The sequence below is a fragment of the Streptomyces sp. NBC_00019 genome (assembly GCF_045041015.1).
Taxonomy (GTDB): Bacteria; Actinomycetota; Actinomycetes; order Streptomycetales; family Streptomycetaceae; genus Streptomyces.
Genome location: NZ_CP108302.1, coordinates 993,250 through 1,016,386 on the forward strand (window position 1 = coordinate 993,250; position 23,137 = coordinate 1,016,386).

General features: G+C 69.8%; 27 protein-coding genes and 2 pseudogenes. 21 read left to right on the forward strand and 8 right to left on the reverse strand.

Features of this window, described 5'->3' with window-relative positions:
* Window positions 1–42: 42 nt before the first annotated feature.
* On the reverse strand, window positions 43–273 hold the full coding sequence (locus OHU89_RS04845) for a hypothetical protein (RefSeq protein WP_405640112.1): 231 nt from the start codon (window positions 271–273) through the stop codon (window positions 43–45).
* On the opposite strand from OHU89_RS04845, the gene OHU89_RS04850 reads away from it, so the two are divergent.
* Entirely contained in the window at window positions 241–951 is a 711-nt protein-coding gene (locus tag OHU89_RS04850) for an LUD domain-containing protein (protein ID WP_405640114.1), read from the forward strand. The genes OHU89_RS04845 and OHU89_RS04850 overlap by 33 nt on opposite strands.
* A gap of 82 nt (window positions 952–1,033) precedes the next feature.
* Window positions 1,034–1,951, forward strand: a complete 918-nt coding sequence (locus OHU89_RS04855; RefSeq protein WP_405640116.1) for an NADP-dependent oxidoreductase — start codon at window positions 1,034–1,036, stop codon at window positions 1,949–1,951.
* Window positions 1,952–2,072: 121 nt separating this feature from the next.
* On the opposite strand, the gene OHU89_RS04860 is transcribed toward OHU89_RS04855, so the two are convergent.
* Window positions 2,073–2,276, reverse strand: a complete 204-nt coding sequence (locus OHU89_RS04860) for a cold-shock protein (RefSeq protein WP_037751662.1) — start codon at window positions 2,274–2,276, stop codon at window positions 2,073–2,075.
* A gap of 435 nt (window positions 2,277–2,711) precedes the next feature.
* On the opposite strand from OHU89_RS04860, the gene abc-f reads away from it, so the two are divergent.
* From abc-f to OHU89_RS04910, 10 genes are all read left to right on the forward strand, one after another.
* The gene (abc-f, locus tag OHU89_RS04865; RefSeq protein ID WP_405640119.1) at window positions 2,712–4,409 is read left to right on the forward strand and encodes a ribosomal protection-like ABC-F family protein; all 1,698 of its coding nucleotides are present in this window, start codon (window positions 2,712–2,714) and stop codon (window positions 4,407–4,409) included.
* Between the two features lie 125 nt (window positions 4,410–4,534).
* Window positions 4,535–5,119, forward strand: coding sequence for a dihydrofolate reductase family protein (locus OHU89_RS04870; RefSeq protein WP_405640121.1), 585 nt, complete (start codon window positions 4,535–4,537; stop codon window positions 5,117–5,119).
* A 315-nt stretch (window positions 5,120–5,434) separates the two neighbouring features.
* Entirely contained in the window at window positions 5,435–6,598 is a 1,164-nt protein-coding gene (locus OHU89_RS04875; protein WP_405640123.1) for an ATP-binding protein, read from the forward strand.
* A gap of 20 nt (window positions 6,599–6,618) precedes the next feature.
* Window positions 6,619–7,446, forward strand: coding sequence for a roadblock/LC7 domain-containing protein (locus OHU89_RS04880; protein WP_266899840.1), 828 nt, complete (start codon window positions 6,619–6,621; stop codon window positions 7,444–7,446).
* A complete protein-coding gene (locus OHU89_RS04885) occupies window positions 7,439–7,825 on the forward strand; it encodes a DUF742 domain-containing protein (protein WP_266897297.1) in 387 nt (128 codons plus the stop codon). Before OHU89_RS04880 ends, OHU89_RS04885 begins: the two co-directional genes overlap by 8 nt.
* Window positions 7,826–7,830: 5 nt before the next feature.
* A complete protein-coding gene (locus OHU89_RS04890) occupies window positions 7,831–8,391 on the forward strand; it encodes an ATP/GTP-binding protein (protein ID WP_171145029.1) in 561 nt (186 codons plus the stop codon).
* A gap of 9 nt (window positions 8,392–8,400) precedes the next feature.
* The gene (locus tag OHU89_RS04895) at window positions 8,401–9,777 is read left to right on the forward strand and encodes a cytochrome P450 (RefSeq protein ID WP_405640126.1); all 1,377 of its coding nucleotides are present in this window, start codon (window positions 8,401–8,403) and stop codon (window positions 9,775–9,777) included.
* 89 nt (window positions 9,778–9,866) lie between these two features.
* Complete coding sequence (locus OHU89_RS04900) at window positions 9,867–11,114, forward strand: cytochrome P450 (protein WP_405640128.1); 1,248 nt, start codon at window positions 9,867–9,869, stop codon at window positions 11,112–11,114.
* On the forward strand, window positions 11,111–11,932 hold the full coding sequence (locus OHU89_RS04905) for an enoyl-CoA hydratase/isomerase family protein (RefSeq protein ID WP_405640130.1): 822 nt from the start codon (window positions 11,111–11,113) through the stop codon (window positions 11,930–11,932). Before OHU89_RS04900 ends, OHU89_RS04905 begins: the two co-directional genes overlap by 4 nt.
* A 206-nt stretch (window positions 11,933–12,138) precedes the next feature.
* The gene (locus tag OHU89_RS04910; RefSeq protein ID WP_405640132.1) at window positions 12,139–12,435 is read left to right on the forward strand and encodes a hypothetical protein; all 297 of its coding nucleotides are present in this window, start codon (window positions 12,139–12,141) and stop codon (window positions 12,433–12,435) included.
* A 60-nt stretch (window positions 12,436–12,495) separates the two neighbouring features.
* Here OHU89_RS04910 and OHU89_RS04915 read toward each other — a convergent pair whose 3' ends face one another.
* The 3 genes from OHU89_RS04915 to OHU89_RS04925 all read right to left on the reverse strand — a co-directional run bounded on the left by OHU89_RS04915 (window position 12,496) and on the right by OHU89_RS04925 (window position 14,496).
* Window positions 12,496–13,017 carry a bifunctional DNA primase/polymerase gene (locus tag OHU89_RS04915; RefSeq protein ID WP_405640134.1) on the reverse strand — a complete coding sequence of 174 codons (522 nt, stop codon included), beginning with the start codon at window positions 13,015–13,017 and terminating at the stop codon, window positions 12,496–12,498.
* 387 nt (window positions 13,018–13,404) lie between these two features.
* Window positions 13,405–13,839, reverse strand: coding sequence for a VOC family protein (locus tag OHU89_RS04920; protein ID WP_266897285.1), 435 nt, complete (start codon window positions 13,837–13,839; stop codon window positions 13,405–13,407).
* A gap of 60 nt (window positions 13,840–13,899) precedes the next feature.
* The gene (locus tag OHU89_RS04925; protein WP_405640136.1) at window positions 13,900–14,496 is read right to left on the reverse strand and encodes an NADPH-dependent FMN reductase; all 597 of its coding nucleotides are present in this window, start codon (window positions 14,494–14,496) and stop codon (window positions 13,900–13,902) included.
* A 112-nt stretch (window positions 14,497–14,608) separates the two neighbouring features.
* On the opposite strand from OHU89_RS04925, the gene OHU89_RS04930 reads away from it, so the two are divergent.
* The 4 genes from OHU89_RS04930 (at window position 14,609) to OHU89_RS04945 (ending at window position 16,978) form a co-directional block, all read left to right on the forward strand.
* Window positions 14,609–15,451 carry a helix-turn-helix domain-containing protein gene (locus tag OHU89_RS04930; protein WP_405640138.1) on the forward strand — a complete coding sequence of 281 codons (843 nt, stop codon included), beginning with the start codon at window positions 14,609–14,611 and terminating at the stop codon, window positions 15,449–15,451.
* Window positions 15,452–15,508: 57 nt separating this feature from the next.
* Window positions 15,509–15,865, forward strand: a complete 357-nt coding sequence (locus tag OHU89_RS04935; protein WP_405640140.1) for a hypothetical protein — start codon at window positions 15,509–15,511, stop codon at window positions 15,863–15,865.
* A 36-nt stretch (window positions 15,866–15,901) separates the two neighbouring features.
* Window positions 15,902–16,627 carry a hypothetical protein gene (locus OHU89_RS04940; protein ID WP_405640141.1) on the forward strand — a complete coding sequence of 242 codons (726 nt, stop codon included), beginning with the start codon at window positions 15,902–15,904 and terminating at the stop codon, window positions 16,625–16,627.
* A 66-nt stretch (window positions 16,628–16,693) separates the two neighbouring features.
* Window positions 16,694–16,978: an antibiotic biosynthesis monooxygenase gene (locus OHU89_RS04945; RefSeq protein WP_405640142.1), complete on the forward strand. Its 285-nt coding sequence runs from the start codon at window positions 16,694–16,696 to the stop codon at window positions 16,976–16,978.
* Window positions 16,979–17,008: 30 nt separating this feature from the next.
* Here OHU89_RS04945 and OHU89_RS04950 read toward each other — a convergent pair whose 3' ends face one another.
* Window positions 17,009–17,869: an LLM class flavin-dependent oxidoreductase gene (locus tag OHU89_RS04950; protein WP_405654311.1), complete on the reverse strand. Its 861-nt coding sequence runs from the start codon at window positions 17,867–17,869 to the stop codon at window positions 17,009–17,011.
* 97 nt (window positions 17,870–17,966) lie between these two features.
* Window positions 17,967–18,299, reverse strand: a pseudogene (locus OHU89_RS04955) (F420-dependent methylene-tetrahydromethanopterin reductase); the annotation flags it as partial.
* Between OHU89_RS04955 and OHU89_RS04960 the strand changes: the two are divergent.
* The 4 genes and pseudogenes from OHU89_RS04960 (at window position 18,298) to OHU89_RS04975 (ending at window position 20,840) form a co-directional block, all read left to right on the forward strand.
* Window positions 18,298–18,564, forward strand: a complete 267-nt coding sequence (locus tag OHU89_RS04960; RefSeq protein ID WP_405640144.1) for a hypothetical protein — start codon at window positions 18,298–18,300, stop codon at window positions 18,562–18,564. The pseudogene OHU89_RS04955 and the gene OHU89_RS04960 sit on opposite strands and share 2 nt — an antisense overlap.
* A pseudogene (locus OHU89_RS04965) lies at window positions 18,485–19,875 on the forward strand (ABC transporter substrate-binding protein); the annotation flags it as partial. The gene OHU89_RS04960 and the pseudogene OHU89_RS04965, both read left to right, overlap by 80 nt.
* Before the next feature lie 29 nt (window positions 19,876–19,904).
* A complete protein-coding gene (locus OHU89_RS04970) occupies window positions 19,905–20,261 on the forward strand; it encodes an alpha/beta hydrolase domain-containing protein (protein ID WP_405655097.1) in 357 nt (118 codons plus the stop codon).
* 111 nt (window positions 20,262–20,372) lie between these two features.
* On the forward strand, window positions 20,373–20,840 hold the full coding sequence (locus OHU89_RS04975) for a hypothetical protein (protein ID WP_405640146.1): 468 nt from the start codon (window positions 20,373–20,375) through the stop codon (window positions 20,838–20,840).
* A 14-nt stretch (window positions 20,841–20,854) separates the two neighbouring features.
* Here the strand turns inward: OHU89_RS04975 and OHU89_RS04980 are convergent, their stop codons facing one another.
* Complete coding sequence (locus tag OHU89_RS04980; RefSeq protein ID WP_405640148.1) at window positions 20,855–22,060, reverse strand: MFS transporter; 1,206 nt, start codon at window positions 22,058–22,060, stop codon at window positions 20,855–20,857.
* A 389-nt stretch (window positions 22,061–22,449) separates the two neighbouring features.
* Here OHU89_RS04980 and OHU89_RS04985 point away from each other — a divergent pair, with 389 nt between their 5' ends.
* On the forward strand, window positions 22,450–23,124 hold the full coding sequence (locus OHU89_RS04985) for a hypothetical protein (RefSeq protein ID WP_405640150.1): 675 nt from the start codon (window positions 22,450–22,452) through the stop codon (window positions 23,122–23,124).
* Window positions 23,125–23,137 lie beyond the last annotated feature (13 nt).

A 23,137-nucleotide genomic window follows, 5' to 3' on the forward strand; every position in this document is an offset into this window, starting at 1 on the left:
TTCCCGGAGGACACCGACCCCACCACGCGGATGTCGTTGACGTCATCCGATCCGCCAGGGGCGGAGCTTCTCGGGGTTTCGCACCGCCCAGATACGCCTGATCCGGTCGCCCACGATCTCGAACGCGAACACGGTCGCGAACTTGCCGTCCTGCCGCGCCACCAAGCCGGGCAGGCCGTTGACCGTGTACTCCAGGAACGTCGTGCGCTCGCCCGAGAGACGGGCGATCTCGGCGTAGGCATGTGCGATCTGCTCACCGCCACACCCCGGCACGATCCTCCTCGACGGCGACACCGCGACCGGCCGCGCCTACGTCCAGGAACTCGCGCGTGCCCTCGACGGACGCCAGGGGCTGAACGACTGGAGCGGGCAGCTGCCGCTCTGCGTGCCAACGGCTTCGCCGCCGAGATCCTCGACGACGCCACGGCCGCGCGCATCCGCGTCAAGGACCTGGTTCCCGAGGGCGCCAGTGTGTTCACCGGAGCCGGCGAGACCCTGCGACTCTCCGGTGTCGACGAGGACATCAGCACCGGCGACCGGTACGACGCCATCAGGCCGCGCGTCCTGAGGTTCGACCGTGCCACCGGCGCCGACGAGATCCGCAAGCTGGTCGCCAGCCCCGAGTTCGTCGTCAACAGCGTCGCTGCCGCCGCCGAGACCGGCTCCCTCGTTCTCGCCTCGGGCAGCGGCAGCCAGCTCCCCGCCAACGTGGGCGGCGCCGCCCACGCGGTCTGGATCGTCGGCGGGCAGAAGGTGGTGCCCGACCTGAGCACGTGTATGGAGTGCCCAGCGCCTCAACCGGCTGCTCATCCTCAACGCGGAACTCCATCCGGGGCGCGGCACCGTGCTGCTTCTGCGAGAGGCCATCGGGTACTGAACCGGCTCAGGGACCGTTTGACTCGGGCTGAGGCTGTCAGTGTCAGGAAGACAACGCCGTTCCTGAACCGTTGACTGCGACGGCGCGGTCGCCGTGTGGCGTTCGGCGCGTGGCCGGCCCAGGCTTGTTCGGACGAGGGAAAGCGGTGACCACACGATGAAAGCGGTGCGGTTCCACGAGTACGGCGGGATCGATGTGCTGCGGGTGGAGGAGGTGGAGCGGCCGGCACCCGGCCCCGGACAGGTGCTGGTCGAGGTCCGCGCGGCCGGGATCCAGCCCGGCGAGGTGATGATCCGCGAAGGCGCGCGACACGGACGCTGGCCGGCCACGTTCCCCTCCGGGCAGGGCAGCGATCTGGCCGGTGTCGTAGCGGAGGTCGGCCCGCAGGTGCGCGGCTTCGCGGTGGGCGACGAGGTGTTGGGCTTCACCCATGGCAGGGCGAGCCATGCGGAGTTCGTCGTGGTCGACGACGTGGACGTGGTCTCGCGGCCACAGGGACTGTCGTGGGACGTGGCCGGGTCGTTGTACGTGGCCGGCACGACCGCGTATGCCTGCGTGTTCGCGGTGGATCCCGGGCCGACGGACACGGTCGTGGTGTCCGGTGCGGCGGGCGGTGTCGGGTCTCTTGCCGTGCAGCTCGCGCGACACCGCGGCGCCACCGTGATCGGGCTGGCGGGCGAGGGGAACCATGCCTGGCTGAAGGAGCGCGGTGTCGTCCCGGTCGCGTACGGGGAGGGCGTGGCCGAACGGATCCGGGAGGCCTGCGGCGGAGACGTCGACGCGTTCATCGATACGTTCGGCGACGGTTACGTGGACCTGGCGGTGGAGCTGGGTGTGCGGCCCGAGCGGATCAACACCATCCGCGACTGGCAGGCCGCGGCCAGGGTCGGGGCGCGGACCTACGGCGAAGGCGCGGCGGCGTGCGCGGTCGTGGTGGGCGAGCTGGCCCGGCTTGCCGCGCGTGGGGAACTGGAGGTGCGGATCGCCCGCAGCTACCCGCTGGAGGGGGTGCGAGACGCGTTCCGCGAGCTGGAACAGGGGCACAGCCCCGGCAAGATCGTGCTCCGCCCGTAGCCGGCGTTCGCGCTGGTGCCCCGTCGCACACGGGCCGGGCGCCGTCGTCGCCGCGGCGTACACAACGCCGCGGCGACGCAGGAGCAGGCCGGTCCTCGGACCCGAGGGCCGGCCTTCAGTACTAGGCGGGGGTGATGTTCTCCGCCTGCGGGCCCTTCTGGCCCTGGGTGATGTCGAAGGTCACCGCCTGGCCTTCCTGGAGCTCACGGAAGCCGGAGGCGTTGATGTTGGAGTAGTGAGCGAAGACGTCCGGTCCGCCGCCGTCCTGGGCGATGAAGCCGAAGCCCTTCTCCGCGTTGAACCACTTGACGGTTCCGCTGGCCATGCTGGTACCTCTCAGTAGACGTCAGGACCGCACCGCGCGGTCCTGGAGGTGATCGCCCTGGTCCGGTACTGCACAGCAAAGCGCCCGCGCCTAAGCGCGGGCAGGTACTGCGAACCACGACAGCTGGCAGTGACGCTACACCGCGGAAAGGACGATCACCAGAGAGCAACAACCGTGAACCACACGAGACCGGCGAGAAGGCCTACCCAAACCCCGACCGACCCGCCCCAACCGCCTGAACAGCCCGAAGAGCGTCGATCGTCGTCAGCGGCCGAGCGCCGGAATCGCCGATCACCGGCACACACGGGTTGAGGCGAGACGGTTCGTCTTGTTATGGTGGGGGCATGGCTTTCCTTTTCTTCGTCTGAGTCCGGGCACGGCCGATGCCGCCGTTTCTGCTGCCCGTAGACCCCTCGTCCGACCAGGGAAAGCCAAATGCGCAACCGCGCCCCCCATGCCGCCGTACCCACCACCCCCACCGACGTGGCACAGCTGTCCGTCAAGGACGTCACCAAGTCCTACGGCACCCGCACCGTTCTCGACCAGGTCTCCTTCACCGTCCGACCGAGTGAGAAGGCCGCTGTCATCGGCGAGAACGGATCCGGGAAGTCCACCCTGCTGCGGCTGCTGGCCACGGCCGAGGCGCCGGACGCCGGCGAGATCACCGTCAGCTTCCCCGGCGGCATCGGGCACCTCGCCCAGACCCTCGAACTCGACCCCAACTGCGCGGTGCAGGACGCTGTCGACCTCGCTCTGGCCGAACTGCGCGACATGGAGCGCCGGTTGCGCTCGGCGGAGGAGCGTCTGGGTGAGGCGTCGAAGGACGAACTCGCCGCGTACGGCGAGCTGCTGACCGCATACGAGCAACGCGGCGGATACGAGGCGGACACCCGCGTGGACGCCGCGATGCACGGGCTCGGGCTCGCCGGGATCACCCGTGACCGCATGCTCGGCACGCTCTCCGGCGGCGAGCAGTCGCGGCTCGCGCTGGCCTGTGTGCTGGCCGCGGCCCCCGAGCTGCTGCTCCTCGACGAGCCGACGAACCATCTTGACGCGGCGGCCGTGCGCTGGCTCGAGGAGCACCTGCGCGCGCACCGCGGCACCGTCGTCGCGGTCACCCACGACCGCGGCTTCCTGGAACGCGTCGCCACCACGATCCTCGCGGTCGACCGGGATACGCACACGGTGCGCCGGTACGGCGACGGCTGGGCCGGCTACCGCGCCGCGAAGGCCGCCGCCCGGCGCCGCGCCGCGCAGGAACACGCGGACTGGGTCGAGGAAGTGGCCCGTGGCGAGGAACTGCTCGAGGCCGCCGGGAAGCGGCTGGCCACCACCGGCAAGGATCCGCGGCAGGGCTTCGGCAAGCACCGCCGCTCGCACGAGGCGAAGCTCGGCGGTCAGGTGCGATCCGTCCGGGAGCGGCTCGGCCACCTGCGGCGCAACCCGGTGGCAGCGCCGCCGGAACCGCTGCGATTCACGGCGACCCTGTCGGCAGCGGGCGGTGCGCGTCGGGTGGACGGGCCGTCGCCGAGCGCTCCGCTGTCCTCGCCCGCGAGATGTCCCCTTGCCGAGCTCGACGGCGTACGTGTGGGTGCGCGGCTGAGTCTGGACGGACGGGTGTCGATCGAGCCCGGGCAGCGGCTGTTGGTCACGGGCGAGAACGGAGCGGGCAAGACGACGCTGCTGCGTGTCCTGGCGGGCGACCTGGAGCCGGATGCGGGCGTGGCACGGCGTCCGGCTCTGATCGGATACCTGGCGCAGGAGTTGCCCGCGCACTCCACGCGACTCCCCCTGCTCGCCGCCTTCGCGGCCGGGAGGCCCGGGCTGCCGCAGGAGTACGCCGATCAGCTGCTGACGCTGGGGCTGTTCCGTGAGGAGGATCTGGACGTGCCGGTCGCGGCGCTGTCCGCGGGACAGCAACGCCGCTTGCAGATCGCGCGGTTGGTGACCCGGCCCGCGGATCTTCTCGTCCTCGACGAGCCGACCAACCACGTCGCGCTCGACCTGGTCGAGGACCTGGAGGCGGCGCTCGCTTCGTACCCGGGAGCGGTGGTCGCGGTCTCGCACGACCGCGGCTTCCGTGAGCGCTTCCCGGGCGACCGACTGGAGCTGCGCGGCGGCCGCAGGTGCTGATCTGCCCGGATCGGCACCTGCGGAAGATCCCCGCATGCCGGGGGGAGTTCAAGGAGCGATGAGTCTCGCCCAGGTTGGCAGTCTCCATCTCCACCACCCGATCAAGCGCACTCAGGGAGAGCATCATGACCGCCACCTACACCGTCGACGTCTTCTCCACCCTCGACGGCTACGGCTCCTACAACAGCGACGGCGACTGGGGCGGCTACTGGGGCAAGCAAGGTGCCGAGTTCCTCGACCGCCGTCTCGCCGTGTACAGCGAGGCGCAGCGGCTGGTCCTCGGGGCGAACACCTTTCGGCTGTTCTCGCAGATTCTGGGCCCGAGCAGTGAGGAGTCCGAGGTGAGTGACCCCGTGAACACCCGGATGAGGAACCTGCCGACCACCGTGGTGTCGACGACGCTCGAAGGACCCCTTCGCTGGCCGGACGCGACCCTCGTCAGCGGTGACGCCGTCGACGTCGTCGCCCGGCTCAAGGAGGAGTCCGAGGTGCCGTTGCGCTCGCACGGCAGTCTGTCGATGAACCGGGCGCTGATGGCCGCCGGTCTCGTCGACCGTGTCCAGGTGACGCTCTTTCCCGTGATCAGCGGTCAGACCGGGGCAAGTCCGATCTTCCAGGGCGCGGCCGATTTCGACCTCGAACTGATCGAGAGCCGGATCCTCGACGGGCACATCCAGGAGCTCATCTACCGGCCCACCCTGCACGCCTGAGTCCACCCGGCAGGCCGGCCCCCCACCCGAACCGAGCCGGGGCCGGGGGCCGGCCTGCGGGATCTGGTGCATCGTCAACGGCCCATACACGGCAGGCTTGTTGACCGCGATTCAACCCGGAGGGGTGGCCTCCGGCAGTGCGGTTGACGGTGATAGCATTCCGCCGTCTGCGACCTTGATCCACTTTTGCTCAGGCCTTGAACCTGAACGCAGTGAGTTCGCCCAAATCAGCCGTGCAGTCCCCCTGGACGGGTTGCGGATCCTTGCGAGCTGTATTTGTCGACGCCTGCATGCCACGCACCGGGAAAGGTTTCCATGACTCAAGACGTGCTTCTTTGGTGCCTGGTTGCGATAGCGGTGATAGCCGTAGCCGCCGTCGTGGCACTCGTGCTCCGAAGCAGAGGCCTGACGAGGAGGAAGAGGGAGTCCGAGACCGCGCTGGAGGCGCGGCTGCAGTTCAGCCAAGATGAACTGGGCCGCACGCAAAGCGAGTTGTCCAGGATGCGGAACGAGCAGGACGGTGTCATCCGGGAGGCGGAGCAGGCCGCCGAGGAGAACACCAAGGCGGTCCTCAAGGGCGCCGCGCGCTTCCTACAGAGCCTCGCGGCCGAGCAGACGACGCTGCTGGACGGGGTCCAGCGCGAGTACGGCGGCCACGCGGTCCTGTCCGATCTGATGGACATCACCCACGCCAACGCCCAGATGGCCCGCAAGGCCCAGGGTATCGCGGTCATGTGCGGTGCCCCTCTGGGGCGTCGCAACCAGCCTGCCAGCGTCTACGACGTCGTCCGCAGCGCCCAGAGCCAGATCCGCAACTTCCAGCGGGTCGAGATCATGCAGCCGAGCGGCATCGCGCTGAAGGCCTCCGCCGTCGCGCCGGTCGCCCTGGCCGTCGCGGAACTGCTCGACAACGCCGCCAGCTTCTCCCAGGCGGACGCCCCGATCGAGGTCACGTTCCGGCAGGCCCAGAAGAACCTGTGCATCGTCATCGACGACGCCGGCGTCGGCATGGGCGACGAGGAGCGTCAGCGGGCGAGCGCTCTGCTGTCCGGCGACGACCTCCCCCGGCTGTCCCAGCTGGGCACCCAGCCGAAGTTCGGCTTCCCCGTCGTCGGTCTGATCGCCCGCCAGCACGGCTTCAAGGTGGACGTCACAGGCGTCTCCCGATACGGCGGCGTGCGCGCCGTCGTCCTGCTGCCCGAGGAGCTGTGGACCATGGAGGAGGCCCTGCCGCCGGCCACCGAGGCGCCCGTGAGCAGCATCCGGCCGGTGTCGGTGGAGACCGCCCGTACGGCCGGCGGCCTGCCCAAGCGCGGAGCCCGCACGTCGCCCACCGGCAACTCCGGCACGGAGCAGCCGGCCAGGCGAACTGTCCGACGCGGCGCCGGCAGCCTGGCCGCTCTCCAGCGCGGCACACAGACCGCGCGCGATGTGGCCGCTCTGGACACCCCCACACCCGGAGGGTCTGACAACGCATGAGTACGACAGACCTGTCGTGGATGGTCCAGGACATCGTGGACAACGTGCCCAGGGCACGGCACGCCGTGGTGCTGTCCGCGGACGGCATTCCGCGCGGGGCCACGGACGGCCTGACCGGCCAGGACGTGCGCACCATCTCCGCGGCCATGGCCGGGATGCAGTCGCTCAGCCGGGCCACCGCCCACTTCGCCGGGACCTCGCAGGACCGGGCGTGGATTCAGACCGTGATCGAGTTCCAGCACGGCTGGGTGTTCCTGATCGGGGCCGGCCAGGGCGCCTATCTGGCTGCCGCCGCGGAGCCCGACGTGGACATGGAGCAGCTCAGCTTCCGTATGAACCGGCTGGTCGCCCGGCTGGGCAACAACCTCACCGCCCCGCCGCGGGTGAACACCCGTGACGCGGAGCAGTACGGGGACAACGCCGAGGCACTGCGCGACGAGGCGGACAGGTCTGTCACCGTTCTCGGCGAACTGGACAAGGCCGTGGCTTCGGTACCGGGCGCCCTGCACGCCCTGCTGCTAGGTGCGAACGGTCTGCCGCGCGGGGCCAGCACGGGGATCGGCAGGGACCTCGCGGACACCATCTCGGCGGCCATGACGGGCATCCACGCCTACAGCCGGGCCACCGCGCCGTTCGCGGGCGGAGCGCACGACGACGAGTGGAGCCAGACGGTCATCGAGTTCCAGCACGGCTGGATCTTCCTGATCGCGGCCGGCGACGGCGACTTCCTGGCGGCGGCGGCCGAGCACGACTGCGACATCGAGGACTTCACCGCACATCTGAGTGACGCGATGCCCGCGCTCATCTCGCGGACGGTCGCGCAGGGAGAGAGGGCCAGCGATGCATGACGACCCGTCCAGTGAGCTCGAGCTGACGGCCCCCTTAGTCCCCCTCTTCATCGTCGCGGGGGGACGCGCACTGCCCCGTGACAGCGAGTACGAGCACACCACGATGATCACGGCCCAGGAGGGTGCCTCGACCGCGACCCGCACCCTGGCTCCGGAATCCCGAACGGTCATGGACCTGATCGCGGACGGCTACCTCTCGGTCGCCGAGGTCGCCGCCCACACACGGCTGCCCCTGGGCATCGTGCGCATCTTGCTGGCTCAGATGGCCGAGGACGGCCTCATTCATGTGCGTAACCCGGTGCCGCACGCCGAACGCCATGACCCCGTCCTGCTCACCGCCGTGCTCGACGGCCTGATGCGAATTCGAACCGGAGCGTAACCACCTTGTATCTGGATCCCGACGTCTCCCGCTCCGTGAAAGTCCTGGTCGTGGGCCACTTCGCGGTCGGGAAGACCACATACATCGGAAGCGTCTCCGAGATCGAGCCGCTGCAGACCGAAGAGGAGATAACCGAGGCCAGTGAGGGCCTCGACGACCTCTCCGAGACCCCGGACAAGACGACCACGACCGTGGCGATGGACTTCGGGCGGCTGACCCTCAGCGAGGACCTGGTCCTCTACATCTTCGGAACCCCCGGGCAGGAACGGTTCAAGCAGATGTGGGAGGGCCTGTCGCGGGGAGCGCTGGGCGCACTGGTCCTGGTGGACCCCGAGCGGCTGGAGGAGACCTTCCCGATCCTGGACCTGGTCGAAGCCTTCGGACTGCCCTACGTCATCGGTGTCAACACCTTCGACGGCAAGAACCACTTCCCCCTGTCCGAAGTGTGCGAGGCACTCAACATCTCCGAGGAGACACCGGTCATCGACTGCGACGTCCGTGACCAGGACTCCTCGATGCAGGCCCTCATCACACTCGTGAAGCACCTCTTGTCCTCACTCGGCTAGGAGCCCACTATGCAACAGCCCTTCGAGTCGACCGGGATACCGGCCGGTTGCCCCGCACACGGCAACGTCGCGATGTACGGGCCCGACTTCGGCTCCGACCCTGAGCGCACCTACGACCAGCTGCGCTCGACGGGCCCCAGCACCCCCGTCGACATCGCGCCGGACGTCGAGGTCGAGCTGGTGACCAGCTACGACGCGAGCCTGTACATCCTGCAGAACCCGACCCTGTTCGTGCGGGACTCGCGCCGCTGGAACGCCCTCAACGAAGGGCGGGTACCGCAGGACAGCCCGGCCCTGCCCATGATGGGCTACCGTCCCAACGCCCTGTTCAGCGACGGCGCCGCGCACGCCCGGCTGCGGCAGGCGGTCACGGACAGCCTCGCCACTGTCGACCAGGGCCGGCTCGTCAGGCTGACCCAGCAGTCGGCCGACTATCTGATCAGCCGTTTCAGCTCCGAGGCCCTCGGTCAGGCCGAGCTGATGGCCGCCTACGCCCAGCCGCTGCCCCTGCTGGTCTTCGGCGACCTGTTCGGCTGCCCCCCGGAACTCGGCGACCGCGTCATCGCCGGGATCACCGGCATCTTCCAGGGCACCCCGGGTGCCGACGAGATCCTGGGCGGCGCGCTCGCCGAACTGATCGCCCTCAAGCGCCGGGAGCCCGGTGAGGACCTCACCACCCGGCTGATGGTGCACTCCGCCCGGCTGACCGACGAGGAGGTGCTGCACCAGCTCGTGACCCTGCTCTCCGGCGGCACCGCGCCCCTGTCGGCCTCGATCGGCACCAGCGCCGCGCTGTACCTCAGCGACGACTGGCCGAGCGGCCTGCCCGCCGAGGACGCGGTCGTGAAGACCTTGTGGAACTACGCCCCGATCGCCAACTACGCGGCCCACTACCCCACCCAGGACGTCGAGTTGGGGGGCCGGACCCTGCGGGCGGGCGACCCGGTCCTGATCTCCTTCGCGGCGGCCAACACCGACCCCAAGCTGACCGAGCACCGTGAACAGCTCAGCTCCAAGGCCCATCTCGCCTTCGGTGCCGGCCCGCACGCGTGCCCGGCCAAGGACCCGGCGTTCATGATCGCGGCCACCGCCGTGGAGTCCCTGCTCAACCGGCTGCCCGATGTCGAGTTGCGCGTTCCCTTCAAGGAACTCGCCTGGGTGGCGACGCCGTGGAGCCGCTCGCTGGTCACCGTGCCCATCCGGTACACCCCCCGCACCGTGGCACCCGCGGCCCGGACCCGGCCCGCGGCACCGTCCTCGGTTCAGGCGGCGCACTCGACCGCGACCGTCCCGCAGCCCGCCCCGGCAGGCCGGGCGTCCCACGCCGCACCCCGCCCCAAGGGCGGTCTGTTCAGCCGCTTCCGGGCCTGGGTGAATGGCGAGTGACGTAAGTAACCCTACGAGAACACTGTGTTATTGGATGCTTCAAGCATCCCACGGGTACGGATGGCGGCTGGCAGAAAGGAGCCGTCATCGTGGGAAGTCTCGCGACTCCGTCCTCGGACCGTCGGGCGACCATTTCCCTGTTCTCCCGTCTTCGGACGGCCGAAGGACAGGCCGACCCGTTCCCCATCTACGCGGAGCTCAGGGCGCGCGGCGAAGTCAGCCCCGCGCCCTGGGGCGGTTTACTCGTCAGCAGCTACGCAACCTGTGAGCAGGTGCTCCGCAGCGGTACCTGGCTCGAACCGGACACCGCATGGCGAGAGCAGCAGGGCGCACGCACCCGCTGGAGCGCCCCCTCCTCCCGGGAGATCAGCCGTACCCTGCCCGCCCTCAACCCTCCGGAGCACACCCGAGTACGCCGGTCGGCGGGCACCTTCGACCGCAGCACCATCGACCAGATCGGTCGCCGGGTGAGTCACGTGGTCGACCGGCTCCTCGACTCGCTCGACGAACGCCTGCGTGCGGGAGAGGCCGACTTCGCGGCGCTGGTGAGCGAGGAACTGCCCGTCGCCACCATCGGCGACTGGCTCGGGCTGCCGAGCGCCGACTGGCCCCGCCTGCGTGAACTGACCCACGACCAGGTCTTCACCCAGGAGCTCCTCCCCAATGCCAGCCAACTGGCCCGTTCCGACGCCGCCATGGCCGAACTGCGCACCTACTTCCTCGGTCTGGTGCGCGAACGGCGAAAACGTCCGGGGGACGACCCCGTCTCCCAGTGGATACGCACCTGGGACGAACTCGAACCGGACCAGGACAAGGCCGACGAGGCGGTCTACTTCCTCGCGCTGTTCGTCCTGCTGGCGGCCCTGGAAACCACGGCGACCCTGCTGTCGACGATGACGCTCCTGCTGGTCGAGGACCCCGACCGCTGGAGTCTGCTCGCCCAACAGCCGGACCTCGTGCCGTCGTTCGTGGAGGAGTCCTTGCGCTACGACCCTCCCACCCATGTGATCAGCCGCATCGCGGCCCAGGACACGATCCTGGACGACACCGAGGTCGGTGCGGGCGAGATGGTCCACCTCCTCGTGGGCGCCGCCCACCGCGACCCCACCCGGTTCGCCGATCCCGACTCGTTCGACCCACGGCGCAACCCGAGCCACCTGGCCTTCAGTTGGGGCATCCACTACTGCCTCGGAGCGCCGCTGGCCCGGCTGGAAGCACAGACCCTGCTCCGCCAAATGATCACCCGTCTGCCGAGACTCACCCTGGCCCGCCGCCCCGCGTCGGCCCCCCGGGTGGCGTTCAGGCGCCTGCTGAACCTGGATGTAACACTGGCATGAACCCGCCAACCGTCCCCGCTCCCGTGTCCGCCCTCGCCTCCGACCGGGAACCCGCGCACACCCCCGACCCCTCCCCCCTACCCCCTCCCCTGGCCCTCAGTCGAACCGGACCCGTCCTCCATGTCCGGCTCAACCCCTCCGCACAGGACGACGTCCTGAGCGCCGCCGTCCTGGACGCACTCCTCGCCGTCCTCGACGACCTCCACGACCAGCCCGACATCCGCATCCTGGTGCTCTCCTCCCTGGGCAACGACTTCTGCCTGGGAGCCGACCGCCGGGAGTACCAGGACGCCCTGGCCACCGACCCCACCGGGGCCACCCTGCGACGTATCGCGGACAAGGCCCACCGCGTGTGCCAGGCGCTGGAAGACACCCACGCCGTCACCATCGCCCGGCTCCACGGCAAGGTCATCGGCGCCGGCCTCGCGCTCGCCGCCTACTGCGACCTCCGCGCGGGCGCGGACACCAGCCGCTTCCGCATGCCGGAGGTCGGCATCGGGCTCGCACCCGCCTGGGGCGGCGCCATGGGCCGTCTGATCACCGAGGCCGGCGCCGCCCGGATCCGTGAACTCATGCTCACCTGCGACGACTTCGACGCCCACACCGCCCATCGCCTCGGCCTTCTGCACAAGGTCGCCCCGCTCGACGAGTTGGACGACACCATCACCACCTGGACCAAACCCCTCTCACGGCGCTCCCCTCAGGCCCTCGTGCTGACCAAACGGATGCTCACCGGCTACGCCAGAGCCGCCCGTACCGCCGACACCACTCTGCTGGACTCCCATCTCCTCGCCGCCCAACTGGCCCAGCCCCGCTGACCGACCCTCAAAGTCCCCCGTTCACGGTGAGTTCGGCACCCAATGCGAAGAACTCACCGTGAACGGGGTGCAGTCCAGCCCGCGCACCCCCGCCAGTGATCTGGTGCGACTAGCACATGGCCCCGAACGACGGACGCGGCGTCATCCGATCGGGCCACGCCGCGACCAGCCCGTACCACCCGCGTACGCGGGCACGTTGCACGGACATGAATTGCACCGCCACCACCGGACGCCTCGTCCTGGACGACCAGGCCCGGCACGCCCCGCACGCCGATCCCGCTCCGCCGCCTCATGCGGACCCGCCCATCTATGCCGCGCTCGTCAGGGAGTGGCGGGCCGACGGCCGGACACTTCCGGGTACGCGGGATCCGCAGTGGATGCTGCTGATGGCCCTGAGCCCCGCTGTCACGGGACAGCTCACCACCCCGCCCGACCCGGGCCACTGGGAGCGCGCAGGTGTCCTGACCGGCGCGTCCGGTGCCGACCTGGCGTCCGCACACTGACGGCGGCGCACGATGGTGTGCGGATCGCCGCGCCGGGTTCCCCGCGGCAACGAACCGGTGTCACACGGTCCGGCCGCCGCCCCGGGCGGGTGGTCCGGGGACCGATGCCCCACAGGCGGGACAGCGCCGCTTGGTCCGTTCCTGGGCGGCCAGCCGTCCGAGTGCCAGTTGCAGGGCCAGTTCCACCGCCGCGGGCACGAACAGCGCCCCGCTGCCGTCGGGCGGCACCAGCCAGCGCAGCCGTCCGGCCGCTCGGTGCGGGGCGGGCACCGCGACCCATGCGCCCTTGCCCGCATAGCGGATGCCCGAGCCTATCCAGCGGCCCTCGGGGTCCGGCGGCAGGAAGAAGGCCACCCGGCGGGCGGCGGTGTCCACCAGCGCCGGCCCGGGCGGCTGCGGGATGCCCAGCAGAGCCTCCAGGGCCGGTACGGCCAACTCCTCCGGCACGCTCAGCACATCCCAGAACCGGCCACAGCCCAACACCGCGGTCCCGCCTTCACTGTGCCACTGTCTTTTGCACTCCCGCGGGTCGGTGGCTGCTGCCGACAGCCATTCAACGGCCTTCCGAGAGACGGTTCGCATGCTGTCCTCCGGGATCCATTTGCCCGCGCAAGCGGGACGTGCTCCCCCACATCCGGGATGGCCGGACCCGGCACATTCATGCTGGTAGATATTTCTACTGAGCGGAAGGGGTGGCGAACCGTGGCGATTACCTTCGCCATGTTCACTTCTGGAACGGGTGTTCTCCCACGTCGGCCCACCACCTCAGGACCATGAGCGTTCTGGCGTCCTGGGCACGACTCCGCCAGACCTGGCGGAACAAGCACCCCTTCAAGAAAGATCCGCTGGCGCCCCTCGTGCAAACCGCACGACGGCTTCAATACGGCGCCGGCCTACAAGCAGACGAGTGCTGCACCGACGCCGTGTCCGACCGCGGCGATGCCCCGCGCTGAGCAGAGCCCAGGATGCTCAGTCGAGACAGAACTCGTTGCCCTCGACGTCCTGCATCACGATGCACGACTCGTTGACGCCATCGGCACGCAGCAGTTGCACGCGAGTCGCGCCGAGCGCAAGGAGTCGTGTGCACTCGGCTTCGAGAGTGGCGAGGCGCTCCTCACCCACGAGCCCCGTGCCGACTCGCACATCGAGATGCACCCGGTTCTTGACGACCTTGCCTTCGGGGACGCGCTGGAAGTACAGCCGCGGACCCACACCCGAAGGATCACCACAGGCGAACGACGCGCCCTGCCGCTCCGGCGGCAGAGACCGGTCGAAGTCGCCCCACGTGGCAAACCCCTCCGGCGGCGGCGGTACGACGTACCCCAGCACCTCACACCAAAAGCGAGCCACACGCTCGGGTTCTGCACAGTCGAAGGTGACTTGGAACTTCTTGATCGCTGACATCGGCGCACGATAGCAGGGGGTCTGTGCCGGTCTTCCGCCGCAGATGGTCCCCTGCCGGACTCACGCCGGGTAAGGGGTCACCTCGCGTGCCGACTTGAGGGCGCCCGCCCACCAGGCCAGCTGGTCGAGCAGTGTCTTGGCGTACCCGGGGGTCTCGGGGTCGAGCGGGCGGCCGTCGTGCCATGCAGTGAAGTAGTTGGGGAAGGCGAGGCCGTCGCGGATCGTCACCGCGTGCAGTTCGGTCAGCACGTTCTCCAGGTGCAGGATCGCGTGGCGGCCGCCCGCCGCGCCGCCGTAGCTGACGAAGGCGACAGGCTTGGCCGTCCACTGGGTGAAGTGCCAGTCGATGGCGGCCTTCAGAGGGGCGGGGTAGCTGTGGTTGTACTCGGGTGTGACGACGACGAACGCGTCCGCGCTCTCCAGCGCCGTGGTCAGTGGCTGCATCCCGGCCGGGCGAGGGTAGTCGTCACCGGCGTACTTCGGCGATGCCGCGGGCAGGGACAGCGGGATCTCGACGTCGGCCAGATCGACGACATCGACGTCGAAACCCCCGTGCAGATCGGCCTGTTCGGCGAACCAGGAGGCCACCACCGGGCCGAACCGTCCCTCGCGGACGCTCGCGACGATGACCACCAGCTTGTGCGTGTTGTTGTCCATGCCCACCACCATCGGGTCGGCCCTCAGCGACAGCCAGGCCGAGCTCAGGCTGGCCCCCGCAGGGCCACCCTCAACTCACCGCGACCCGTCCCGCCCGTCCTATCCTCAAAGCATGGGTACGCCGTTGGGAGACTTCATCCGGAGCAAGCGCGACAGTGTCCAGCCCGAGACACTCGGCCTGCCGGACCGAGGCCGCCGCCGCTCACCGGGGCTCCGCCGCACGGACCTCGCGGCGCGTGCCGGCATCAGCGTCGAATATCTGACCCGCATCGAGCAGGGCCGTGACCGCAATCCCTCGGTGGCGGTCGTCAACGCTGTCGCCGACGCCCTCAGCCTCTCCCCCTCCGAGCGCGCCCACCTGCGCTATCTCACGAAGATCTCAGGCGGAGAATGCACCGCGCACGCGCGACCCGCACCCCCGCCCCGGCACGTGCGAGACACCGTTCGGCAGACACTCCGCCTCCTCGAACCGGGCATCGCCGTGGTGACCAACCGGCTGGGTGACATCCTCGCCCACACCCCCGCGTACGAGTCGGTGACGAACGGCAGCGGACTGCTCGACGCCGAAGCCCCGAACCTCACCCGCTATGTCTTCACCGACTCCCGCGCCCGCAGGTTCTTCGCCGACTGGGACGACATCGCCGACGAGCAGGCCTTCGACCTGTGGCTCGCCCCCTCCGCGGCGAGCTCCGAGTGGTTCACCACACAACTCGCACCCCTCGCCGGCCCCGATCTGACCCACCGCCTGAACCGGCACGTCGTTCCGCAGCGCGGAGTCCTCCGGGTCAACCATCCAACCGGATGCGAGCTGCGGCTGCTGCGGGAAACCCTCGAACTCCCGGCGGATGACCAGCAGTTGACCATCCTTCTCCCCGCGGATGACGAGACCGCCGCAGCCGTCGAAGAACTCCACCACCGACGCCGACAGCACAGCACTCTCCGGGCCATCTCCTGACCTGTGCCGAGCGAGACCCGCTGCCACTCCGGGCGGGATGTGGTGGAGACTGAGCCCATGCGTTACGACCCCGGCGGAGTCCTGTTCATAGCACTCGGCCTCCTTCTCGTCGCCGCCGGCTCCCTCTGGCGTGGGCGAGTCCTGCGCCCTTTCTCGGCGAAACGGGCCCAGGCGTCCGTGACCCGGGACCGTTCCAGGAACCTGCTGCGTGCCGCGGACATGGCGATCGCCGAGGCCCGCCGCCAGGCCACACCGGGCGAGCCGGCCATCATCACCGTCGGGGACGTGCACAAGGTGGCGTGCCGGCATTACGGATACGCCTCCGTGGAACGCGAAGAGGCAGCTGCGGCCCTACGCCTGCGCTTCGAGGCCGCGGACTGCCGGAGGGACTGCATGACCGACGCTTTCAGCTGACCGCCTCCTCGCCCGACAGCCGTACCTTCCTGGGAAATGAAGTACAGCATGCACATCCTGGAAGACCCGTCCGAGCTCTCACTGCGCGCACAGGAATTCCTGGATCGGACAGGCCGGCGTGAGCGCCCCGCCCGGTTCGGGCTGCCGATGGAGTTCTGGCAAGTGCACGATCATGCGGGGAAACTCGTCCCCGCCCCGATGGATCTCCTCATCCGATGCGAGGGATTCGAGCAGAAGTTCGCAGGTCTGCGTTACGAGGTACGCCGTAGCCTGGTCGTGGACGGGGAGCGGTACGAGTCCGTGCGGAGGTGGGGGTACGACCACCTCGGCATGAAGACTCGTGCATGGCAGGACCCCGGAAGAGGCGGCTGGTACTTCGAATGGACCGGCGAGCGGGTGTCGAAGCCGTGCCGGGACCTGATCCACACCGACGGCAGTGTGGGCACCGACGTCGACGGCAGCAGTCCCTACCTCCCCGTCGCACCGTCCCTCCTGCACCTGATCGAATCACATGCCCTCACCGACACCGTCGCGTCGTGGGAGCCATGGCCCGTGGGCACGCTCGCGGCCTCGGCCATCGCGCGCCTCGACGGCCTGCTGGAAGTGCCCCAAGCCTCATGGAGTTCCTGGCGGTGGCGGCTGTCCGACGCCGTTGCCGTCATGGACCACGACACCTGGGACCGCGCGAACCCGCGCCGCCTGACGCACATCTGGTCGCGCGGACAAGCCGGCCACCGCCAAGTGCGGGCGCTCATGGACTGATTGCGGCTGGTCCAGGTGTGGCGCCGCACCTGCTCGCGTGGCACCCTGACGACTGTGATCATCAGGGTGAGTGAGGCACGCGTCCGTCCTGAACGTTTCGACGCGTTCCACGACATGATCGTCTCCGCGGTACGTGAGTTTCCCGGCCGCTACCCCGGGCTGATGGACCACGAGGTGCTCCTCGCGCCGCCCCACTCGCTGCTGTACGTCAGTCGCTGGCGCAGCGAGGAGGATCTGGTCCACTACGCCGGCGAGCACTGGCGTGACCAGCCCGTGGTGCTGCCGGGCGAGGACGAGTACCTCGTCGCACCGCTTCAGGTGCGGCACTTCACGCTCGCAGCGCTGAGCTGATCCGGCCGCTGGAACCCGTTGCCTTCGCACTCAGTCGGCGCGCGGCGGCAGATCCAGATGGTCGCGCAGGGTGGTGCCCCGGTATTCGGTGCGGTAGACACCTCGGCTCTGGAGTTCCGGTACCAGCTTGTCGACGATGTCGGTGACCGAGGACGGGAGCAGGTGCGGCACGATGTTGAATCCGTCGACGGTTCGGGTGGTGACGTAGCGGGTCCATTCGTCGGCGACGGCCGACGGCGTGCCGGTGAACGCCGGGTGGCCCGGTGCCACTTCCAGCACCAACTGCCGTATCGACAGGCCCCGTTCGGACGCCAGTTCGCGCCACTTGCGGATCAGGGCCGCCTTGCCGGTGCGGTGCGCGATCGAGATCGTGCCGCGTGAGGGGTCGAGTTCGTCCTCGCTGGGCTCGATGTCGGGCAGCGGTCCGTCCGGGTCGTAGGCGGACAGGTCGATGCCCCAGTACTGCTCCAGGCAGGCGATCGCCCGGGGCCCGTTGATCTGTTCGCCGCGCACCCAGCGGGCCTTCTCCTCCGCCTCCGACGGTGTGTCGCCGAGGACGACGCTCGCGCCCGGCAGGATCCGCAGCGAGTCCGGGGAGCGGCCGTGCCGGGCCAGCCGGTCGCGCAGGTCGGCGGCGTAGGCGACGGCCTTGCCGTACTCGGTGTTGGCGGAGAAGACGACGTCCGCGTGACGGGCGGCGAGTTCGCGGCCGCCGTCGGAGTCTCCGGCCTGGAACAGCACCGGCCTGCCCTGGGGGCCGGCCGGGACGGTGGCGGTCGCGCGGAACCGGACCAGGTCGGTGTCGCGCTCCACCGGCCGGGAGGACGACCACAGTTCCTTCGCGGGGTCGACGAACTGTCCCGCACGGTCGTAGCGGCGTTCGTGTTCCAGCCAGCCGCCGTGCCGGAAGTCGGCTCCGGTCCAGGCGTTGTCGGGTGGTCACGATGTTCCAGCCGGCCCGGCCCCCGGTCAGCAGGTCGAGGCCGGCCAGGCGGCGCGCGAGGTCGGCCGGGTAGTTGTAGGTGGTGTTCTGGGTGGCCACCAGGCCGATCCGTTCGGTAACGGCGGACAGCTGGGTGACGGCGTCGGGGCGGCCTGCGACGTCGAGGGCGAAGATCCTTCCCCGGTTCTCCCGCACTCGCAGTCCCTCGCCGAGGAAGAAGGCGTCGAAGAGCCCCCGCTCCAGGGTTTGTACCACGTCGACGGAGGTCTCGATGGCGGTGTGCGAGGGGGCGTCGGGGTCGGTCCAGATCAGCTGGGGTCCCACTCCGGTGAAGAACAGGCCGAGGTGGAGCTGGGGTCGGGAGGACGGTTCGGTCATGGCGGTCACCTCAGGCGTTCGTGGTCGCGGCGGCGAATCGGCCGGCGGGGCGGGGCAGGCCGAGCGTGGTGTGCAGCGTGTCGCCGGGGTTGGGCGGGTGGTGAAGGCCGGCGGCGGCCAGGGCGGGCAGGACCCGGTCGGCCAGGACGGGCAGGTCGTCGGCGAGGACGGCGGGGTGCAGCCGTATGCCGTCGACGGACCGGGCGAGTTCGGTGAGGAGTCCGGTCAGCGATTCCGGGGAGCCGAGCACCCCCTTGCCTGGTGACACGACTAGGAGAGACCCCTCCGTGACAGCACTTCCGGATTTCAGAACCTCCCGATGGGCGCCCCTCGCCGCCCTCCTGACGACCAGTGTTCTGCTGACCGCCTGCGGATCGGGCAGCACCGGCTCCGGCAGCGGAAGCAGTCGGCCGCAGTCCGGCGGCACCTTGACCTTCGCGGTGGGTTCTGACGCCGGCTGCGTGGACCCGCAGCAGGTCGGCAGCAACGAAAGCATCTACTCGGTACGTCAGACCGTGGACTCCCTGACCGACCAGAACCCCGAGACCGGCAAGATCGTGCCGTGGCTGGCCAAGAGCTGGGACATCAACGCCGACGCGACGGAGTTCACGTTCCATCTGCGCTCGGGTGTCACCTTCAGCGACGGCTCCGAGTTGACCGCGCAGGTGGTCAAGGACAACTTCGACGCGGTCCCGAAGCTCGGCGCGTTGGGCGTCCTCGCCCAGGGCTATCTGAGCAGCGTCAAGAGCACCGCCGCGGTGGACCCGCTCACCGTCAAGGTGACCTTCAAGGAGCCCAACGCGCAGTTCCTCCAGGCGACTTCAACCCACTCGCTGGGCATCGAGTCGTCGGCGAGCGTGAAGAAGACCCCGCAGCAGAAGTGCAGCGACGGTGTGGTCGGGACCGGACCGTTCGTACTGAAGCAGTACGTGCAGAACCAGTCGATCACCCTGGCCAATCGCACCGGCTACGACTGGGGCTCCTCGCTGTGGTCCAAGAAGGGCGAGGCCTACCTGGACAAGCTGGTGTTCAAGGTGGTGCCCGAGGCGGGGGTGCGGGCCGGAAGCCTCCAGTCCGGCCAGGTGGACGCGATCAGCAGCGTCGGCAAGGCCAACGAGGCGGCGCTCAAGGGCGGCCAGGTCACCCTCCTGCGCCGGGCCGACCCCGGTGTGGTGTTCGGGCTGGGCATCAACAACTCGCGGCTCCCGTCAAGGACGCGAAGGTGCGCCGGGCGATCCTCGCCGCCGTCGACCGCAAGCAGATCGCCGACACGGTGTTCCCGACCGGCACCAAGCCGGCGACCAGCGTCCTGGCGCACACCACGCCCGACTACACCGATCTCTCCTCGGACCTCGTCTTCGATGCGGCCGAGGCCAAGTCCCTGCTGGACGAGGCCGGTTGGAAGGCCGACGGCGACGGCGTCCGCGTCAAGGACGGCAAGAAGCTGAGCCTGGCCATCAGCTGGTTCCCCAACGCGGCCACCAACCAGCCCGCACTGGAGCTGGTCCAGCAGCAGCTGAAGGACGTCCGGATCGACGTGGCGCTCAAGCAGGGCCAGGTCAGCCAGTTCGCCACCACACTCCAGGGCGGCGACTTCGACCTGGTGTGGGGCAACCTGACCCGCTCCGACCCGGACATCCTGCGCAGCTCCTTCTCCACGCAACTGGCCCCACCTACACCGGCTGGAACACTCGCGCGCCCGGTCAGGGCCACGGCGCGCTGCACGAGTTCAGCGGCTCCACGTTCCCCTTCGCCGCGACGGAGGACGAACGCCTGATCACCGGCGACCCCCGTCCGAGCGTCCAGAGACGCCATCGGGACGCGGCCGAGTGCACCGCCGCGATCAGGGCCGCCGCCGAAGACCTCGCGGCGCGCCGGTTCCTCCTCGCCGAGGACGTCGAACGGGCGGTCGCGACGGCGGCGAACTGGTCGGCTCCGCGCCATCGCTTCGAGCTGCCGTGACCGGCCGGGATGAATCGGTGGCGCACTCCTCCGTTCGAGTGGTGCGTTCACGCCCCCGGTCGTAGCGTCGGAACTGGGACATCTGTCGGCGGGCGGCAGCGGGGAGCGGCTATGCGTATGCGCGCACTCACGACGGCGGTCACGCTCTGCGCGGTCGCCTCCTTGGCCACCGCGGCAGGCACGCCGCCCGCGGCCCGGTCCGTCCCGGCACCGGCCGCGCAGATCGCACAGCAGCCCACCGTTCTTCCGGTCCTCGTCGACTGCTTCTGGCACCCGCACATACGTCCGACCGATTTCATGCTCGCCTGCGGTGACGGCAACAGTCGCCTGACCTCGCTGCACTGGTCGCAGTGGGGTACGGGTTCGGCGCGGGCGAAGGGCGTGAACTGGGTCAACGACTGCAAGCCGTACTGCGCGGCAGGCCGCTTCCACGCCTACCCGGTGACCGTACGGCTCGACCACCCACAGCCCTGGAAGAAGCGGCCCCAGCTCTCGCACTACTCCCGGATCACGCTCGAGTACACGGACGGGCGGCCCGAGCGGTACGCGCAGACCGTGTCCTATCCGCTCTGGGACTGAGCCGCCCACTCCCCCTACGGAGCGGCGGTGACCTGCTCGGTCTGCGCGCCCGACGACGTGATCACCTCGGAGCGTCGGCCGCCCCGGTCCATGACACCGCCCATGAACGCCAGTCCCAGCCCGGCCACGCCAAGGGCCGCGCCGACCAGGGCCGGCGAGGTCCAGCCCCAGCCCGCGGAGATGGCGAGGCCGCCGAGCCAGGCGCCGCCCGCGTTGGCCAGATTGAAGGCGGAGTGGTTGGAGGCCGCGGCCATGGTCGGAGCGTCCTTCGCCTTGGCCATCAGCAGCATCTGGACGGGCGTGGTGATGAGGGCGCCCATCGCGCCGATGAGGGTGATCGTCACCAGGGCGGGCACGGTGCTGTGGACGGCGAAGTAGAACACCACGAGTGCCGAGGTCAGCAGGGCGAGCCCCGCGTACAGCGTCGGCCGCAGGGCGCGGTCCGTGAGCGGGCCCGCGACCAGGGTGCCGAGCGTCATGCCGACGCCGTAGAGCGCGAGGACCAGCGTCGTCGAGGAGTCGGACAGGCCCGTCACGTTGGTCAGCATGGGCACCAGGTAGCTGTAGACGGCGAAGAACCCGCCGAATCCCACGATCGCGGTGGCCAGGCCGATGACCACCTGCTTGTTGCCCATCGCGCGCAGCTCGCGCCCGACGCCGGACTGCTCGCCGCGGGGCTGGTGGGGGACGAAGACGGCCAGCGCGGCGAGAGCGACGAGTCCGATGACGGCCACCGCGACGTAGGCGGACCGCCAGCCGAGCTGCTGACCGAGCGCCGTACCGGCCGGGACGCCGACGATGTTGGCGACGGTCAGTCCGAGGAACATCTTCGACACCGCGCGTGCGGCCCGGTCGGGCGCTACCAGCCGGGACGCCACGACCGCGCCCACACCGAACAGCGCTCCGTGGGGCAGACCGGCCAGGAAACGTGCGGCGAAGAGCAGACCGAAGTCGGGGGCGAGCGCGGACGCGACGTTGCCGATGACGAACAGCCCGGACAGGAGCAGCAGCAGCCGCTTGTGGGGTATGCGCGCGCCGATGCCCGTCAGCACGGGGGCACCGACGACGACACCGAGCGCGTAGGCGGAGACGATATTGCCCGCTTGCGGCACGGACACCCCGATCCCGTCAGCGATCTGGGGCAGCAGTCCCATCGTGGCGAACTCGGTCGTGCCGATGCCGAAGGCGACAACAGCCAGGGCCAGGAGAGCCAGTGGCATGGCGCAGGTGAACCTTTCAGAGGCGGTGCAAGAGAATCGAGGGAGCGGGGCGGGACCACGATGGTGCGGCTCCCGGGCCCGGCATCATTGCCCGGCGTCCCCCAGGGCATGGTGAGCCCATAACGATTGCAGCAGCGGCGCGGAACGAGGAATTCCAAGATCCCGCCCCACTCTCCATGATCCATGTCACATCGATACGGCGGTCCTCCCCCGTCGGCCGTACGAGGCACCACGCGGCGCACTGAGCCACCACCACCCGGACCTTGCGCCGCCCAGTGCATCCGTGCGCCCGGCCGCTTGGCCGGTTCCCGACCGCCGATCGAGCATTCGTTCGGCTCGCGGGGTATCCCTCCGGAATCGGCGCAAGCAGATGCAGGGGGGCTGACACTGTGGCACGCCCGTCATGGACGTCCGAGCCGGCCGAGGAACAGCGCCACCGAAAACGGGACACGGTACGCCGACTGCGCGCCCAGGGCCGCTATGGACCCAGGTTCCGCGATGTCCTGCCCGCGTTCGCCGTCCTGGCGGTGGCGGTGTGCACGGTCGTAGCCGGCCTTGTCGTGGGTTCCCGCGCCGCCGGGATCGTCGTCCCGGTCACCGGCGTACTCCTCCTGGCGGTCGTCCTCGTCATCGGGTTCAGGCGCCGCCGCCCGGACGCTCGACGCCGCCGCGGCCACTACACCCCGCAGGAACTGTTCGACCTCGACATCCAGGGCCTGGCCCTGGCGGTGGCACGGATGCTGCGCCGCGACCAGTGGAGGGTTCGGCTGTTACCCGCACCGGACCGGCCACGCCTGTGCGCCCGGCATCCGGACGGCCGCCGACTCGACGTGGCCTTCCGTCCGGTCGCGGAGCCGTTACCCGACGAGGCCCTCCCCCACGCCCACACCCACCGGGAGGACCCGGACTCACTTCTCCACCTGGTCGTACACCGAGGCACCTTCCAGGCCCGAGACATCCGATGGGCACTACGCGAAGGCAACACCTTCCTGCTGGACAACCTGGCGTTGGAACGCTGGGCAGACGGTGCACAACTCGACGAACTGCTCCCCAGGGAACACTGACTTCAACGGCATT